Raw genomic sequence first — 16388 nt, forward strand, 5'->3', positions numbered from 1 at the left:
ATCACGGGAGTTCGCATGCAGGTTTGGCCCGGTTCCGCTTACCCCCTGGGAGCGACCTTCGACGGCAATGGGACGAACTTCGCCCTGTTCAGCGAGGGCGCCGAGAAGGTCGAGCTCTGCCTGTTCGACGAGAACGGCGAGGAGACGCGCGTCGAGCTGATCGACGTCGACGCGTTCGTGTGGCACGCGTATCTGCCGTCGGTGCAGCCGGGGCAGCGGTACGGCTACCGCGTGTACGGCCCGTACGACCCCGCGAACGGATGCCGCTTCAACCCGAACAAGCTGCTCCTCGACCCCTACGCCAAGGCCGTCGACGGCCAGGTCGAGTGGGGGCAGTCGGTCTTCAGCTACACGTTCGGCGACCCCGACTCGACCAATGACGAGGACTCGGCCGCGGCCAACATGAAGGGCGTCGTCGTCAACCCCTTCTTCGACTGGCAGGGCGACCGGCAGCCGAAGACCCCCTATGCCGAGACCGTCATCTACGAGGCGCACGTCAAGGGCCTCACGATGACGCACCCCGACATCCCCGAAGACATCCGCGGCACGTACAGCGCGATCGCGCACCCCGTCGTCATCGAGCACCTCAAGAAGATCGGCGTCACGGCGCTCGAGCTCATGCCGGTGCACCAGTTCGTCAACGACTCCACGCTGCAGGAGAAGGGCCTCTCGAACTACTGGGGCTACAACACGATCGCCTTCTTCGCCCCGCAGAACACGTACTCGGCGGGCGGCGGCGTCGGCCAGCAGGTGCAGGAGTTCAAGGCGATGGTGCGGGCGCTGCACGCCGCGGGCATCGAGGTCATCCTCGACGTGGTCTACAACCACACCGCCGAGGGCAACCACATGGGCCCGACGCTCTCGATGCGCGGCATCGACAACATGGCGTACTACCGGCTCGAAGACGACGACAAGCGGTACTACACCGACTACACCGGCACGGGCAACAGCCTCAACGTCGGCAACCCGCACGCGCTGCAGCTGATCATGGACTCGCTGCGCTACTGGGTGCTCGAGATGCACGTCGACGGCTTCCGTTTCGACCTCGCCTCGACCCTCGCCCGCGAGTTCTACGACGTCGACCGTCTGTCGACCTTCTTCGAGCTCGTGCAGCAGGACCCGGTGGTCAGCCAGGTCAAGCTGATCGCCGAGCCGTGGGACATCGGCCCCGGCGGGTACCAGGTCGGCAACTTCCCCCCGCAGTGGACGGAGTGGAACGGCAAGTACCGCGACACCGTCCGCGACTTCTGGCGCGGCGAGCCCTCGACGCTCGGCGAATTCGCGCTGCGCCTGACGGGGTCGGCCGACCTGTACGAGCAGGACGGGCGGTGGCCGGTGGCATCCATCAACTTCGTCACGGCGCACGACGGGTTCACGCTGCGCGACCTCGTCTCGTACAACGAGAAGCACAACGACGCCAACGGCGAGGACGGCAACGACGGCGAATCGCACAACCGCTCCTACAACCACGGCGTCGAGGGGCCGACCGACGACCCCGACATCCTGCGGGTGCGGGCGCGGCAGCAGCGGAACTTCCTCGCGACGCTGCTGCTGAGCCAGGGCGTGCCGATGATCGCGCACGGCGACGAGCTCGGCCGCACGCAGGGCGGCAACAACAACGGGTACGCGCAGGACAACGAGATCACCTGGATCGACTGGAGCTCCGTCGACCAGCCGCTCATCGAGTTCACCTCGGTGCTCGCCCGGTTGCGGCGCGACCACCCGACGTTCCGGCGTCGGCGGTTCTTCGACGGCCGACCGGTGCGCCGCGAAGAGGGGGCGCCGCTCCCCGACATCGCGTGGATCCGCCCCGACGGGTCCGAGATGCAGCCCGAGGACTGGGACTCCGGGTTCGGGCGCGCGGTCGGCGTGTTCCTCAACGGCGACGGCATCCGCGAACGCGACCGTCGCGGCGAGGAGATTCACGACCGTCACTTCTTCGTGTTCTTCAACGCGAGCGACGAGGACATCGACTTCACGGTGCCGACCGCGTCGGCGAGCCCCCGCTGGGAGGTGATCGTCGACACCGCCGGCGGTGCGGCCGACGCCCCCCTCGTCGACCCGGGCGGCACCGTCTCGGTCGGTGGTCGTGCGCTCGTCGTCCTGCGCGACCACGAGGACGAAACGGTCGAGCCGGACCCGTCGGTCGCGGCGTCGCTCGCCGCCCTGACGGGCGCGATCGACGTGATCCCCGCTGAGGCGCCGCAGATCGAGCTGCCCCACTGATGACCGGGCGACGGAGCACTCCCCGGTCGACGTACCGGCTGCAGATCCGCAAGGGTTTCGACCTGGATGCCGCGGCCGAGCTCACCGACTACCTGCGCGACCTCGGCGTCGACTGGGCCTACCTGTCGCCGATCCTGCAGGCGACGAGCGGCTCGGACCACGGCTACGACGTGACCGATCCGACCGTCGTCGACCCCGACCGGGGCGGCCCGGAGGGTCTGCAGCGGTTCGCCGACGCCGCTCGCGCGGCGGACCTCGGCATCCTCATCGACATCGTGCCGAACCATCAGGGCGTGTCCGCCCCGCGGGAGAACCCGTGGTGGTGGGACGTGCTGCGGCGCGGTCAGGACTCGCCGCACGCGGCGGCGTTCGACATCAACTGGGCGCTCGGCGGGCGGTTGCGGCTGCCGGTGCTGGGTCGTGAGCTCGAGCAGGCGATCGACGACGGCGAGATCGAGGTCGACGCCGCAGCGGGAGTCGTGCGGTACTTCGACCACGAGTTCCCGCTGGCCGACGGCACCGATGAGGGCGACGTGCGCGACGTGCTCGCCCGGCAGCACTATGAGCTGCTGTTCTGGCGGCGCGGCGACGCGGAGCTCAACTACCGGCGCTTCTTCGCCGTGACGACGCTCGCGGGTGTGCGCGTCGAGGACCCGGCTGTCTTCGACGCTTCGCACGTCGAGATCGTGCGGTGGATCCGAGAGGGCCTCGCCGACGGCTTGCGGGTCGACCACCCCGACGGCCTGGCCGACCCGGGCGGATACCTCGACCTGCTGGCGGATGCCACCGGTGGCGCGTACGTGCTCGTCGAGAAGATCCTCGAGCACGGTGAGGAGCTGCCCGCGTGGTGGGCGACCGACGGCACGACCGGGTACGACGCGATGGCGGTGCTCGACCGTGTACTGATCGATCCGGCCGGCGAGCAGGCGCTGACCGAGCTCGACGCCCGGCTGCGGGGCGGCCAGGACGCCGACTACGCCGACATGATGCACGAGGCGAAGCTCGCCTGGGCGACCGACGGGCTGCACGCCGAGGTGCTGCGGCTCGCGGCCCTCGTGCCTGCCGCCGAGCGCGGCGGAGCGTCGGACGAGCAGTGGCTCGACGCGCTCGCCGAGCTGCTCGCGGCGTTCCCGGTGTACCGCGCGTACCTGCCGGCGGGGGCCGAGGAGCTCGACGCGGCGGTCGCGCTGGCGTCGGGGCGGCGCCCCGAGCTCGCCGCCGCGTTCGAGGCGATCGCGGCCCGGCTGGTCGCGGAGCCCGAGGCGGAGTTCACGCGACGGTTCATGCAGACGACCGGTCCCGTCATGGCGAAGGGCGTCGAGGACACGACCTTCTACCGGTTCACCCGACTGGGCACGCTCACCGAGGTGGGCGGGGACCCGACGGAGTGGGCGGTGGATGCCGAGGGGTTCCACGCGGCATCCGCTCATCGTCAGGCGGCGTGGCCCGCGGCGATGACGTCGCTGTCGACGCACGATACGAAGCGCAGCGAGGACGTGCGTGCACGGTTGTCGGTGCTCGCCGAGATGCCGGAGCGGTGGGCCGACGTGCTCGGCGCGCTGCGCGAGGTCTCGTCCACGGGTGACGGACCGTTCGACAACCTGCTGTGGCAGGCGATCGTGGGGGCGTGGCCCGCGTCGCGCGAGCGGCTGCACGCGTACGCCGAGAAGGCGTCGCGCGAAGCCGGGAACAGCACGACCTGGTCGGAGCCCGACGAGGCGTTCGAAGAGAAGATGCACCACCTCGTCGACGCCGCCTTCGGCGATGCGCGGGCCATCGTCGAAGGGTTCGTCGACGAGATCGCGCCGCTCGGCCGGTCGAATTCGCTGTCGCTGAAGCTGCTGCAGCTGGCGGGACCTGGCGTGCCCGATGTCTACCAGGGCACCGAGCTGTGGGACCACTCGCTCGTCGATCCCGACAATCGCCGCGAGGTCGACTTCGCAGAGCGTCGCCGGCTTCTCGCGCGTCTCGACGAGGGATGGATGCCGCCGGTCGACGGCTCGGGCGCGGCGAAGCTGCTCGTGGTGTCGCGCGCGCTGCGGCTGAAGCGCGACCACCCGGAGCTGTTCACGCGGTACACGCCGATGGCGGCGGTGGGCGAGGCCGCCGACCACACGGTCGCGTTCGACCGCGGCGGAGTCGTCGCGGTGGCGACGCGCCTGCCCGCCGGTCTCGCCGCGCGCGGCGGCTGGGGCGACACCGAGCTGCTGACCCGCACGGGCGCGATGGTCGACGTGCTGACCGGCCGACGTGTCGAGGGTGGGCGCGTGCGCCTGGCCGATCTGCTGGACACCTATCCCGTCGCGCTGCTGGCGCCGACGGATGTCATCGAGGGGAACGCATCGTGATCGAGGTCTGGGCTCCGCGGGTCGAGCGGGTGCGGCTGCGCCGTCCCGGGAAGGACGACGTGGCGATGGTCGCGGCCGGCGACGGCTGGTGGCGCGCCGACGTCGCGCTCGCGGAAGGCGACGAGTACGGCTTCGTGCTGGGCGACGGCGACGACCTGCGGCCGGATCCCCGGTCGCGGCGGCAGCCGCGCGGAGTGCATGAGGCGTCGGCGTGGTTCGACGCGGCATCCTTCTCGTGGACGGATGACGCGTGGACGGGGCGTCAGCTCGCTGGCGGGCTGATCTACGAGCTGCACCTGGGGACGTTCACACCCGAGGGAACGCTGGATGCCGCGATCGCCCGGTTCGACCACCTGATCGACATCGGGGTGACGCACATCGAGCTGCTGCCCGTGAACGCCTTCAACGGCACCCACAACTGGGGCTACGACGGTGTGCTGTGGTACGCCGTGCAGGAGACCTACGGCGGGCCGGCCGCTTATCAGCGGTTCGTGGATGCCGCGCACGCCGGGGGTCTCGCGGTCATCCAGGACGTCGTCTACAACCACCTGGGTCCGAGCGGAAACTACCTGCCGGAGTACGGGCCGTACCTGCGGGACGGGTCGCGGAACACGTGGGGCGACAGTCTGAACCTGGATGAGGCGGCCGTGCGGTCATTCATCGTGGAGAACGCGCTGATGTGGATGCGGGACTTCCACGTCGACGGTCTGCGTCTGGACGCCGTGCACGCGCTGCACGAGTCGGGCGCGCAGCCGGTGCACATCCTGCAGGAGATCGCGGAGCGGACCGATGCGCTGAGCGCGCACGTCGGGCGTCCGTTGACGCTGATCGCAGAGAGCGACATGAACGATCCGGTGATGTTCCTGCCGCGCGAGGCCGACGGGTACGGTCTGACGGCGCAGTGGTCGGACGACTGGCATCACGCCGTGCACGTCGCTCTGACGGGCGAGACGGTGGGCTACTACGAGGACTTCGCCGATCCGGAGGCGCTGCCGAAGGTGTGGACGAAGGGCTTCTTCCACGACGGGACGTACTCGTCGTTCCGGGAGCGCGATCACGGCAAGCCGGTGCCCGAGGAGTCGGCATCCTGGCGGCTCGTCACCTACGCGCAGGATCACGACCAGATCGGCAACCGTGCGGCGGGCGACCGGTTGACGGCGACGCTGTCGACGGATCGGCTGGCGGTGGCGGCGGTGCTGACGCTGACGGCTCCTGGCACGCCGATGCTGTTCATGGGGGAGGAGTGGGGGGCGTCGACGCCGTGGCAGTTCTTCACGTCGCACCCCGAGCCGGAGCTCGCCGAGGCGACCGCGAAGGGACGCATCGAGGAGTTCGTCAAGATGGGCTGGGACGAGAGCATCGTGCCGCATCCGAACGAGCCGGCGACGTTCGAGCGGTCGAAGCTGGACTGGTCGGAGCTCGAGGTCGGCGATCACTCGCGGCTGCTGGATCTGTACCGGCGGCTGGCCGAGCTGCGGCGTTCGCGCCCCGAGCTGACGCATCCCGGTCCGGGTGGGCGGGATGCCGAGGTGCTGCCGACGGCGTCGGGCCACCGGTACGTGCTCCAACGCGGCGGTGCGCGCGTGGTCGTGAACCTGTCGAGCGAGCCCTGGGACGTGCCGGGCGGCGACGTCTGGATCGCGTCGACCGACCCCGGTCGCGAGGGCGATCGACTCGTCGTCGCGCCGGACTCCGCGGTCGTCATCGGGGAGTGATGCTGCGGCGCCTGCGCCCCGGCATCCGACTGTCAAGAGCTCGCTGCGCCGCGTCGTCGCGACGTACCGTGGCGGCATGATGAGCTCCACCGCATCCCGCTCCTCCGACCTGACGCGTCAGATCGTCGTCATCTCGGCGGTGTCGTTCATGATCATCGCCGCGCTGTTCGGCTCGGGCGTCTTCGGCGGTACCCCGGTGCAGGATCTGCAGGACGGTGCGCTCTCCGCGACCTCGACCGTGCTCGCGCCGGCGAGCTCCGCGTTCTCGATCTGGAGCGTCATCTACACGTTCATGATCGCGTACACGGTGTGGCAGGCGCTGCCCTCGCAGCGCGGCAGCGATCGTCAGCGTCGCGTCGGCTACCCGATCGCCCTGACGGCCGTCCTCAACGGTCTGTGGCTGCTCGCGGCCCAGTACACGACGCTCCTGCTGACCGTCGTGACGATCGTCGCGCTCCTCGTCGCGCTCGGCTGGACCATGCGTCTGCTCGTCCTGAACCCGCCGCGGACGGTGGCCGAGACGTTCTTCACGGACGTCACCGTGGGGCTCCACCTGGGGTGGGTGACGCTGGCAACGGTCGCCAACACGACAGCCTGGCTCACGACCGAGGTCGCCCCCGAGTCGTGGGGTCAGGCCGCGAACGCGTGGGGCGTCGCCGTCCTCATCGTCGTCGCCCTCATCGCCGCGGCCAGCGCGATCGGCACGGGCGGCCGCCTCGCCCCGGCCCTCGCCTCGGCGTGGGGCCTGCTCTGGATCGGCGTCGGCCGCACCGTCAGCGAGCCCCAGTCGACCCCGATCGCCATCGCGGCGTTCATCGCGGCCGCCGTCGTCGTGCTCGTCCCGATCGCGCTCTGGATCCGCGGACGCCGCGGCGAACTCGCCCTCGCCCGCGCCTGACGTCCGCACGGGCGCTGAGGCCGGTGTCGCCTCACGCGGGTCGCGCGTGCACACCCGCCCCACGCGTCGTGCAGGTGCCCCGCGACCGGGTCAGAACATCGCGGCGAAACGGCGCAACAGGCGCTGCGGCTCTGCGAGGTCGGCCGACAGCACGTGCGCCGCGACGGCGTCGTACTCGTCCGCGTCGAAGTAGCCGTGGTTGCGGTAGATCGTCATCCGCTCCGTGAAAGCGACCCCGGTCGGCTCGGGGTGGAACTGCGTCGCGTACAGCCGCTCGCCCAGCCGATACGCCTGCACCGGGCAGTCGTCGTTCGTGGCGAGCAGCACGGCACCCCCGGGCAACCGCGCGGTGCCCTCCTTGTGCGCCGTCAGCGCGCTGAACTCCGGCGCCAGGTCGCCGAACAGCGGATCGCGACGACCATCGTCGGTGAGACGGATGCCGGTGGGCCCCGTCCCCTCCGGATAGTCCCGCGTCACCTCGCCGCCCAACGCGCGCGAGGCGACCCCGATCCCGAAGCACGTGAACAGCGCGGTCGTCCGGCCCGCCGCGGCAGCCTCCGCGACCTCACCGAGGCCCGCCTCGATCCGCCGCTGCTCCACCGGCTTCGTGTCGGCGGGATCGGTCGTGTTGTACGGGCTCCCGCCCACGACGAACCCGCGCCACCGGGTGAACGCGTCGGCGGGCAGGTCGTCCTCGACGAGGTTCCACCGCTCGAGCCCGGTCTCGTCCACGCCCATCGCGTGCTGAAACGACGCGTACTCGCCGTCCGCGGCATCCACCTGCGGGCGCACGCAGAGGTAGACGAGCGGGGCCATCCGTCCAGTCTAAATGCCCGGTCGGAGGCCGAACGCCGTGTGTCAGCGGGACGAGTTGGCGGTGCGGCCCCGCACGATGCCCACGAACGCATCGACCAGCTCGGTCGTCCCGTCCGCCGGCCACGCCAGGGCGACAGCGGATGCCGGGGCCCCCGCGAGCGGGCGGAACGTCACGTCCTTGCGGTGATGCAGCCGTGCGAGGGACATCGGCACGATGACGATACCGACGCCGGCGGCGACGGTCTCGATCGCCTCGCCCGTCGTCGCAGGTGCGGCGAAGCGGGGCGCCTCGGTTCCCGGCAGGTCGACGCCGAGCACATCGTCGCGCGGGACGATCCGCACCTCGCCGGCGAGGTCCTCGACGGTCAGCTCATCGGCGGCGGTCAGGTGCGAGTCCGCGGCGCACACGACGACCGTCGTCTCCTCGTACAGAGGGATGACGTGCAGCCCGTCCCGGTCGATCGGCAACCGCACGATCGCGGCGTCGACCTCGCCTCGGATGAACGCGGTGCGCTGCTCCGCGACGAGCAGGGGGACGAGCTCGAGCGGCGTGCGCGGCATCCGCGTCTTCCAGGTGTCGATCCACTTGCCGGGCGTCGCGCCGGGCACGGCGCCCAGCCGGAACGGTCCCGCGGGAGGTGCCGCGACGGTCGCCGGCTCCGGCACGGCCTTCGGGCGCGGCTTCGCCGGCGACTTCGGCTTGGCCGACGCCTTCCCCGGGCCGGGGCGGCCGGCCTTGCGGTGGGGTCCGCCGCGTGTCGCCATGCCTGTCAGCGTAGCCGCGCGGGTCTCAGCACGACCCCCACCGGCCGATGCCCTCCGCCTCGGCGGTGCGCTGCGCGTCGGCGAACCGCGTCGCATAGCGCGTGTTCGGCGGGATGCGAAGGGTCTCGGCGTGGCCCTCGGCGACGAGCGTCTTGTTGACGAACACCCCGTCGGGCGTCCAGAGGTAGCGCAGCGCCCGGTCGTACCGGTCGACCGGCTCCCGGTCGGCGGTCGCCCAGACGCGGCTCCCGTCGGGGGCGAGTTCGCGCAGCCGGGCGGTCGCGGCATCCGCTCCGCACTCCGGTTCGGGTCGCGCCTCGGGGGTGTCGATGCCGATGAGGCGCACACGCACCTCGCCGTCCGGCCCTCGCGCGACGAGGGTGTCGCCGTCGACGACCCGTTCAACCGTGTAGGCAACCGCGTCCTCGGGAACACCAGCGGGCTCGGGGACACCAGCGGGCCGGGGCACAGCGAACCACGCCACCCATACCCCGGCGACCACCAGCAACCCGATCACGGCCGCGAGGACGACACGACGCGACCGGGGAGTACTCACCCGCCGAGGCTAACCCGCGGCACGGACAACGGCCCGACCGGGTGAGGGTCGGGTCGTCCGATCAGGTCAGGCCGCCAGTCGCAGCCCGCGACGGTCGGTCGCGACACGCTCGCCGTCGCCGATGCTCTCGTCGTCGCCGATCAGCGACTCGTTCGCCACACGGGCGCCCGCCCCGACGAAGCAGCGCACGCCGATTTTCGCGCCCGCGCCGATCACGGCGCCCGGGCCGATGTGCGCGTGCGGTGCGATCTCGGCGTTCGGGCCGATCATGGCATCGGGTTCGATCCAGACGCCGCGTCCGATCCGTGCCCCGGCCGCAATCTGCGCTCCCGGTTCGACGTAGGCGCCCGCTTCGACGACCGCGCTCGGGTGCACCTTGGCGCCGTTCGCGATCAAGCCACGTCCGTTGGCGTGCTTGCGGTAGCGCAGCGTCTCGCCTCGGTCGTTCTCGATGTCGATGTAGTTCTTGCCCACGGGTCCTCCTTGACGGATACAACGTCCCACAAGGCATTTCATTCCCCTGCGACCACCGAAATCATGGGGTTGACCTGGGCTGGGTAACCTGATTCGGTGACCGCGCCCGCACACCCGATCGACTCCGCCGCTCCCGAGACCGGTCCGTCGCTCGTGTTCGAGCAGAAGGCCGCCCCGCATTCGTGGCTGGACGATGTCGTCGGGCTCGCCACGGGCACCTTCACCGTGTCGCTCGGACTGTTCCTGCTGCACCTCAGCACGGCCGTCACCGGCGGCACCGCCGGGCTCTCCCTGTTGCTGAACTACGCCGTGGAATGGCCCTTCTGGGCGTTGTTCGCGGTCGTCAACCTGCCCTTCGGCATCCTGGCCGTCTGGAAGCGCGGTTGGGACTTCGCGCTCCGCACCTTCGTCTGCATCGGCGCCGTCTCGGGGTTCTCGGTGCTCATCGAGCACTTCTTCGTCGTCGAGCGCATCGACCCGATCTTCGGCACCGTCGCCGGGAACCTCCTCGCCGGCATCGGGCTGCTCATCGTCTTCCGCCACGGCGCGAGCCTCGGCGGCGTCAACGTCGTGGCACTGATCATCCAGGATGCGACCGGCATCCGCGTCGGGTGGACCATGATGGTCTTCGATGTCCTCGTCATCCTGCTCGCCCTCCTCGTGGTCCCGTGGCCGAACGTCCTGCTCAGCGCGGCGGGCGCGGTCGTGCTGAACCTCGTGCTCGCCCTCAACCACCGGCCCGGCCGGTACATCGGTCACTGATGGTCGACATCGGAGGTGTCCGTCTGTCGGGCCGCATGATCTGCCACACGCAGGAAGAAGCGGATGCCGTGCGTCGCCACCTCGACGCGCACATCGAGCGCACGCGGGCCGAGCCCGGGTGCCTGCTGTTCGAGATCACGCCGCTTGGCGGGGGTCGCGCATGGTCGGTCGAGGAGCTCTTCACCGACGCGCAGGCGTTCCGCGCGCACCAGCGTCGCACGGCGGAGAGCGAGTGGGGCCGCGCGACGGCGGGCATCGAACGTCGCTACCGCATCGAAGGGTTGCCACCCGAGGAGTGAGCCCCCGTCACGGCTGGCAGACGGGGCACCAGAAGACGATCCGCTCGCTCGTCGCGCGCGCCCCGAGCTCGGACCCCTGGATGAGGGTGCCGCACCGGCGGCACGGCTTGCCGCCGCGCCCGTAGACCCACGTCTGCTTGCCGGGGCGGTTGTCGCCCGTGAACGTCCGCCCCTGCCGGTCGCGGTTCGCGCGGATCATCCGCACCCCGGTGTCGATGAGTCCCGCCACGTCGACGTCCCGCGCGAGGGCGGTAGGACGGATGCCGCGCACGAACAGCAGCTCGTTGGCGTACTCGTTGCCGAACCCGGCCACGTTCCGCTGGTCGAGCAGTGCGACGTGGATCGCCCGTTCGTCGGCGGCGACCCGGCGCACCGCCTCTGCGGCATCCCAGTCGGCGGCGAGCGGATCAGGCCCCAGGTGCCCGACGACGCGGCCCTCGTCGGCGGTCGGCAGGACCTCGACCATGGCGAGCTCGAAACCGACGGCATCCGCGGGTCTCGTCCCGACGATCGCACGCGCCTGGAACGCGGGCGCGCGCCATTTCTGCCCGGGCCGGTAGACGTGCCAGCGACCCTCCATCTTGAGGTGCGAGTGCAGGGTCTGCGCGCCGATGCGCATGAGGAGGTGCTTGCCGCGGGGGACGACCTCGCGCACGGTCTCGCCGCGCAGGTCGACGGTCGCGCTGCGCGGCACCCGCACCTCGAAACGGGTCACCTCGTGGCCGGCGAGTGCCTCGTGCAGCTTCCGCGCGGCGCGGAAGACGGTGTCGCCCTCGGGCATCCGGCCTCCCTACGCTCGCTGCGGCTCGCGAGCCCCGCGCCGCAGCGTGAGGCCCTTCGGCGATTCGACGAACCCGGCGTCGCGCAGGGCGCGGCCAGCGGCGGTTGTGTAGACGAATGCGCCGCTGACCTGCTCGATCGTGAGGGTGTCGAGCTTCCGCGCGCGGGCGGTGTCGACGAGGCTGCGGGCGGCGGCGGCGAGGACCTCCTCGTCGTCGGTGAAGGCCAGCGCCGTGCGCCCGCCGCGCTCGAGGTACAGCACGAGGGCGCCGTCCACGAGAACGACGAGCCCGCCCGCCTTGCGCCCGGGCCGGTGGTTCACACCCTCGAGCGCGGGCCAGTTGAGCGCCGCACCGTATGGGTTCGCCGGGTCGGTCGCCGCGAGGGTCCGTGCCGTGAGCGGCGCGGGCTCGGGCACCGACGCGAACTCGCGCAACCGGTCGACGGTGGCGGACGTCGCGAACTGGGCGGCGCCCAGCTTCTCGACGAAGTAGCCGCGGCGGCAGTGCCCGGCATCCTCGAATCCGGCGAGGATCCGGTAGACCTGCGCGAACCCGCCGGGCACGCCCTCGGACTGCACCGAGCCGCGCGTGACGACGCCGTAGCGCTCGAGCAGCAGACCGGCCGTCGCCGTCGCCCGCAGCGTCGCGTCGGAGTCGGGCGTCGGCAGCAGCGACCATCGCCCGCCCACCATCGCGGGACGCTGCGGTGCGGGACGTGCGGCGGCCGCGATCGGCGTGCCGCGGAACATGCGCGTGCGCGGCGTGCGTCGGGTCACGCGGTGGGCCTGTGACCCGCCGCCGAGCAGGCCGCGGACCGGGGCGAATGTATCGTTCGTGACTCGCCTCGACCAGGTGAGATTCCACAGCGCGTCGATGACGGACTGCTCGTTCGGGGCCTCGACCATCCCGGCGAGCTGCGACGCGAAGTACGCGCCGCCCGCGCTGAGCGCGTCGAGGATCGACTGCTCGAACGGCGTGGGCTCGTCCTCGGGCACCTGCAGGGTGAGGGATGCCGCATCGGCGGGGTGCAGGGCGACCCAGCCGTCCCGACCGGGCAGCGAGCCGTGACCCGACCACAGCACCTCGCCGGTCGCGGTGAGCTCGTCGAGCAGTGCGGGGGAGTAGTCGCGGACGCGCGAGGGGAGGATGAGGGACTCCCACGCGCTCGCCGGCAGCGGCACACCCGCCAGCTGCTCGACGACGGCGAGCACCCCGTCGACCCCCTCGAGCGGACGCGTCAGATGCTGCCAGACCGGCAGGAAGCGGCCGAGCGCGTCGGGGGCGACGGGTTCGACGCTGCCGCGGATCGCGGCGAGCGACCGCATCCGGATCCGGCGCAGCACCTCGCTGTCGCACCATTCCAGGTCGTCGGTGTGCGCGGAGTCGGCGGGCAGGAAGAATCCGCTCGCCAGGCGCCCCTGCGCCTCGAGTCGCTGCAGCGTCTGGCGCGCGACCGCACCGCCGACGCCGAGGCGGGTCGCGACGTCGGAGGTGCGGAACGGGCCGTGTGTGCGGGCGTACCGGGCGACGAGGTCGGCGAGCGGATCGGCGACCGGTTCGAGGAAGGCGGTCGGGATGCCGACGGGCAGCGCCGCCCCGAGGGCGTCGCGCAGGCGGCCCGCGTCCTCGATGCCCGCGACGCGTGCGACGCCGCCGAACGTGACGCGGATCGCCCGGCGTGCCTCGACGAGCTCGTCGAGGAGGGCCGCGGCATCCGCTTCGGTCGCGGCCGGCGCCGGCGCGTCGGGATCGACGGATGCGCCCTCAAGCCGCTCGGCGACCTCGGCGGGCGAGAGCGGCCCGAGCAGACGCAGCAAGTCGGCGACCCCCTCGACGCCGCGCACCCGCCGCGTCGGGTCGAGCCGCTGCAGTTCGCGCTCGTACTGCTCGATGACCCCCGGGTCGAGCAGTTCGCGCATCTCGATCTTGCCGAGCAGCTCGCTCAGCAGCGCCGGATCGACCGAGAGCGCGGCCGCGCGACGCTCGGCGAGGGGAGAATCGCCCTCGTACATGAACGCCCCGACATATCCGAAGAGCAGGTCGCGTGCGTACGGCGAAGGTGAGCTCGTCGTCGTCTCGACGAGGCGGATGCGGCGGTCCGCGATGCTCCGCGCGATGCGCAGCAGGGCGGGCAGGTCGTAGACGTCCTGCAGCACCTCGCGCAGGGTCTCGAGGATGATCGGGAAGGTCGGGTGCTCCTTCGCGACCTCGAGCAGTTGCGCGGAGCGCTGGCGCTGCTGCCAGAGAGGCGATCGCTTGTTCGGGTTGAGGCGCGGCAGGAGGAGGGCCCGTGCGGCGCACTCGCGGAAGCGCGAGGCGAACAGCGCGGAGCCGCCGACCTCGGAGGTCACGAGCTGCTCGAGCTCGTCGGCGTCGAAGACGAAGAGTTCTGCGCCCGGCGGCTCGGCGTCGGTGTCTGGCACGCGCGCGATGATCCCATCGTCGCTGGCGACGGCGGCGCCCTCGACACCGAGACGCTCGCGGATGCGGGCGTTGACGGCCAGAGCCCACGGGGCGTGCACGTGCATGCCGTACGGGGAATGGAGGATGACGCGCCAGTCGCCGACCTCGTCGCGGGACCGCTCGACGGTCAGTGTCTTGTCGGTGGGCAGGCTGCCGGTCGCCTCGCGCTGCTCGCCGATGTAGGCCAGCAGGTTGCCGATCGCGTTGTCGTCGAGGCCCGACTCGCGCAGTCGCTCGGTCGCCTTCTCGGGCTTCGCCGTCGACAGTTCGCGCGAGAACTTGCCGAGTGCTTCGCCGAGCTCGGCGGGGCGGCCGAGGCCGTCGCCGTGCCAGAACGGCAGCTTGCCCGGCTGCCCGTACGCGGGCAGAACGTTGACGCGGTCGTGGGTGATCTCGACGATGCGCCAGCTCGTCGTGCCGAGGGTGAAGACGTCGCCGACGCGCGATTCGTAGACCATCTCCTCGTCGAGTTCTCCGACGCGCGCGTTGCGGGCCTCGCCCGAGATGAAGACGCCGAACAGTCCGCGATCGGGGATCGTGCCACCGCTCGTCACCGCAATGCGCTGCGCACCGGGCCGCCCGGTGATGGTGCCGGCATCCCGATCCCACACGACGCGGGGGCGCAGTTCGGCGAACGCGTCGGACGGATAACGCCCCGCGAGCAGGTCGAGCGTCGCCTCGTACGCCGAGCGCGGCAGCGAGCGGAACGGGGCCGACCGCTTGACCGTCTCGAACCAGCCCTCGACGTCGAGGACGGCCACGGCCGAGGCGGCGATCGTCTGCTGCGCGAGGATGTCGAGCGGGTTCTGCGGCACCGAGATCGCCTCGATCTGGCCCGCCAGCATCCGCTCGGTCACGACCGCGGTGTGCAGCACGTCGCCCCGGTGCTTGGGGAAGAGCGCGGCGCGGCTGACCTCGCCGACCTGGTGGCCCGCGCGGCCGACGCGTTGCAGACCGGAGGCCGCGGACGGCGGCGCCTCGACCTGGATGACGAGGTCGACGGCGCCCATGTCGATGCCGAGCTCGAGGCTACTCGTCGCCACGACGCAGCGGAGGGCGCCGGACTTCAGCTCGTCCTCGACCTGCGCACGCTGCTCCTTCGACACCGAACCGTGGTGCGCCTTCGCGAGGATCGCCTCGACGCCCGCCGACGAGCCCGCCTGCGCCATCATTGCCGCGGGCACCGTCTGGTCTGGCACGTCGATGCCGACGCGCTCGGCGTAGATCTCGTTCAGCCGGCCGGTCAGCCGCTCGGCGAGCCGGCGCGAGTTCGAGAACACGATCGTCGAGCGGTGCGCGAGGATGCGGTCGACGATCGCCTCTTCGACGTGCGGCCAGACCGACCCCGTCATCTCGGACGACTGCGGCGGCGTGTACCAGTTGCCGCCGTCGCCGTCATCGTCGTCATCGGTCGCGACGGGCGCCTCCTCCTCGGGCGCACCCGGCGGCGGGGGCGGGTTCGTGAGGTCGTCGATCGGGACGACCACCGAGAGGTCGAAGGCCTTGCTCGCCTTCGGCGCGACGATGTCCACCGGAGCCGCGCCGCCGAGGAAGCGCGCGACCTCGTCGATCGGACGCACCGTCGCCGACAGCCCGATGCGCTGGGCGGGGGTGTCGAGCAGGGTGTCGAGCCGCTCGAGGCTGACGGCGAGGTGGGCCCCGCGCTTGGTCGCGGCGACGGCGTGGACCTCGTCCACGATGACGGTGTGGATGCCGCGCAGCGTCTCGGCCGCCTGCGAGGTCAGCATCAGGTACAGCGACTCGGGCGTCGTGATGAGGATGTCCGGCGGATCCGCGAGCAGACGGCGTCGGTCGGCGGAGGGCGTGTCGCCGGATCGGACGCCGACCGTGACGTCGGGCGCCGGCATCCCCAGCCGCCGGGCCGACTGGCCGATGCCCACCAGCGGGGAGCGGAGGTTGCGCTCGACGTCGACGCCGAGGGCCTTGAGCGGGGAGACGTAGAGGACGCGCGTACGGGGGGATGCGGCATCCGCTCGCTTCTTGGTCGGCTTCGCGTCCTGCGTCGGCGCCTCGGCGACACGGTCGCGGAAGATGCGGTCGAGTGCCCACAGGAACGCCGACAGCGTCTTGCCCGAGCCGGTGGGCGCGACGACGAGGGCGTGCTTGCCCGCCGAGATCGCCTGCCAGGCGCCGGCCTGCGCCGCGGTCGGGGCGTGGAAGGCACCGCGGAACCAGTCCTGCGTCGCAGGACTGAAGCGCTCGAGCACGTCCGCCATGCTCCTATCATCACGCGGACCACCGACATCGGGCCGGGGCTTGCGCC

The 16388-nt window shown here is 71.6% G+C and carries 12 protein-coding genes; 6 read left to right on the top strand and 6 right to left on the bottom strand.

Annotated features, from left to right (window positions below):
- Nucleotides 1–15 precede the first annotated feature (15 nt).
- From glgX to AYL44_RS13190, 4 genes are all read left to right on the top strand, one after another.
- On the top strand, nucleotides 16–2226 hold the full coding sequence (gene glgX, locus AYL44_RS13175; RefSeq protein ID WP_064003736.1) for a glycogen debranching protein GlgX: 2211 nt from the start codon (nucleotides 16–18) through the stop codon (nucleotides 2224–2226).
- Nucleotides 2226–4574, top strand: coding sequence for a malto-oligosyltrehalose synthase (treY, locus tag AYL44_RS13180; RefSeq protein WP_064003737.1), 2349 nt, complete (start codon nucleotides 2226–2228; stop codon nucleotides 4572–4574). Before glgX ends, treY begins: the two co-directional genes overlap by 1 nt.
- The gene (gene treZ, locus AYL44_RS13185; protein ID WP_064003738.1) at nucleotides 4571–6289 is read left to right on the top strand and encodes a malto-oligosyltrehalose trehalohydrolase; all 1719 of its coding nucleotides are present in this window, start codon (nucleotides 4571–4573) and stop codon (nucleotides 6287–6289) included. Before treY ends, treZ begins: the two co-directional genes overlap by 4 nt.
- Before the next feature lie 79 nt (nucleotides 6290–6368).
- Nucleotides 6369–7187 (top strand): tryptophan-rich sensory protein, encoded by an 819-nt coding sequence (locus AYL44_RS13190; RefSeq protein WP_064003969.1) that lies wholly within the window; start codon nucleotides 6369–6371, stop codon nucleotides 7185–7187.
- A gap of 90 nt (nucleotides 7188–7277) precedes the next feature.
- On the opposite strand, the gene AYL44_RS13195 is transcribed toward AYL44_RS13190, so the two are convergent.
- The 4 genes from AYL44_RS13195 to AYL44_RS13210 form a co-directional block, all read right to left on the bottom strand.
- A complete protein-coding gene (locus tag AYL44_RS13195) occupies nucleotides 7278–8003 on the bottom strand; it encodes a glutamine amidotransferase-related protein (RefSeq protein ID WP_064003739.1) in 726 nt (241 codons plus the stop codon).
- 42 nt (nucleotides 8004–8045) lie between these two features.
- Nucleotides 8046–8768 carry a LysR family substrate-binding domain-containing protein gene (locus AYL44_RS13200; RefSeq protein WP_064003740.1) on the bottom strand — a complete coding sequence of 241 codons (723 nt, stop codon included), beginning with the start codon at nucleotides 8766–8768 and terminating at the stop codon, nucleotides 8046–8048.
- Between the two features lie 25 nt (nucleotides 8769–8793).
- A complete protein-coding gene (locus AYL44_RS13205) occupies nucleotides 8794–9324 on the bottom strand; it encodes a thermonuclease family protein (protein ID WP_064003741.1) in 531 nt (176 codons plus the stop codon).
- Between the two features lie 66 nt (nucleotides 9325–9390).
- The gene (locus AYL44_RS13210; protein WP_064003742.1) at nucleotides 9391–9798 is read right to left on the bottom strand and encodes a transferase; all 408 of its coding nucleotides are present in this window, start codon (nucleotides 9796–9798) and stop codon (nucleotides 9391–9393) included.
- A gap of 96 nt (nucleotides 9799–9894) precedes the next feature.
- Here AYL44_RS13210 and AYL44_RS13215 point away from each other — a divergent pair, with 96 nt between their 5' ends.
- Together AYL44_RS13215 and AYL44_RS13220 are read left to right on the top strand one after the other, a co-directional pair.
- Nucleotides 9895–10560 (top strand): YitT family protein, encoded by a 666-nt coding sequence (locus AYL44_RS13215; protein ID WP_231872813.1) that lies wholly within the window; start codon nucleotides 9895–9897, stop codon nucleotides 10558–10560.
- Entirely contained in the window at nucleotides 10560–10859 is a 300-nt protein-coding gene (locus AYL44_RS13220; protein ID WP_290440563.1) for a putative quinol monooxygenase, read from the top strand. The genes AYL44_RS13215 and AYL44_RS13220 overlap by 1 nt, the downstream gene beginning before the upstream one ends.
- 7 nt (nucleotides 10860–10866) lie before the next feature.
- On the opposite strand, the gene AYL44_RS13225 is transcribed toward AYL44_RS13220, so the two are convergent.
- Together AYL44_RS13225 and AYL44_RS13230 are read right to left on the bottom strand one after the other, a co-directional pair.
- Nucleotides 10867–11640, bottom strand: a complete 774-nt coding sequence (locus AYL44_RS13225; RefSeq protein ID WP_064003743.1) for a DNA-formamidopyrimidine glycosylase family protein — start codon at nucleotides 11638–11640, stop codon at nucleotides 10867–10869.
- Nucleotides 11641–11649: 9 nt separating this feature from the next.
- Nucleotides 11650–16341: an ATP-dependent helicase gene (locus tag AYL44_RS13230; protein ID WP_064003744.1), complete on the bottom strand. Its 4692-nt coding sequence runs from the start codon at nucleotides 16339–16341 to the stop codon at nucleotides 11650–11652.
- Between the last annotated feature and the right edge of the window lie 47 nt (nucleotides 16342–16388).

It is taken from the genome of Microbacterium oleivorans (genome assembly GCF_001644225.1).
GTDB lineage: Bacteria > Actinomycetota > Actinomycetes > Actinomycetales > Microbacteriaceae > Microbacterium > Microbacterium gawkjiense.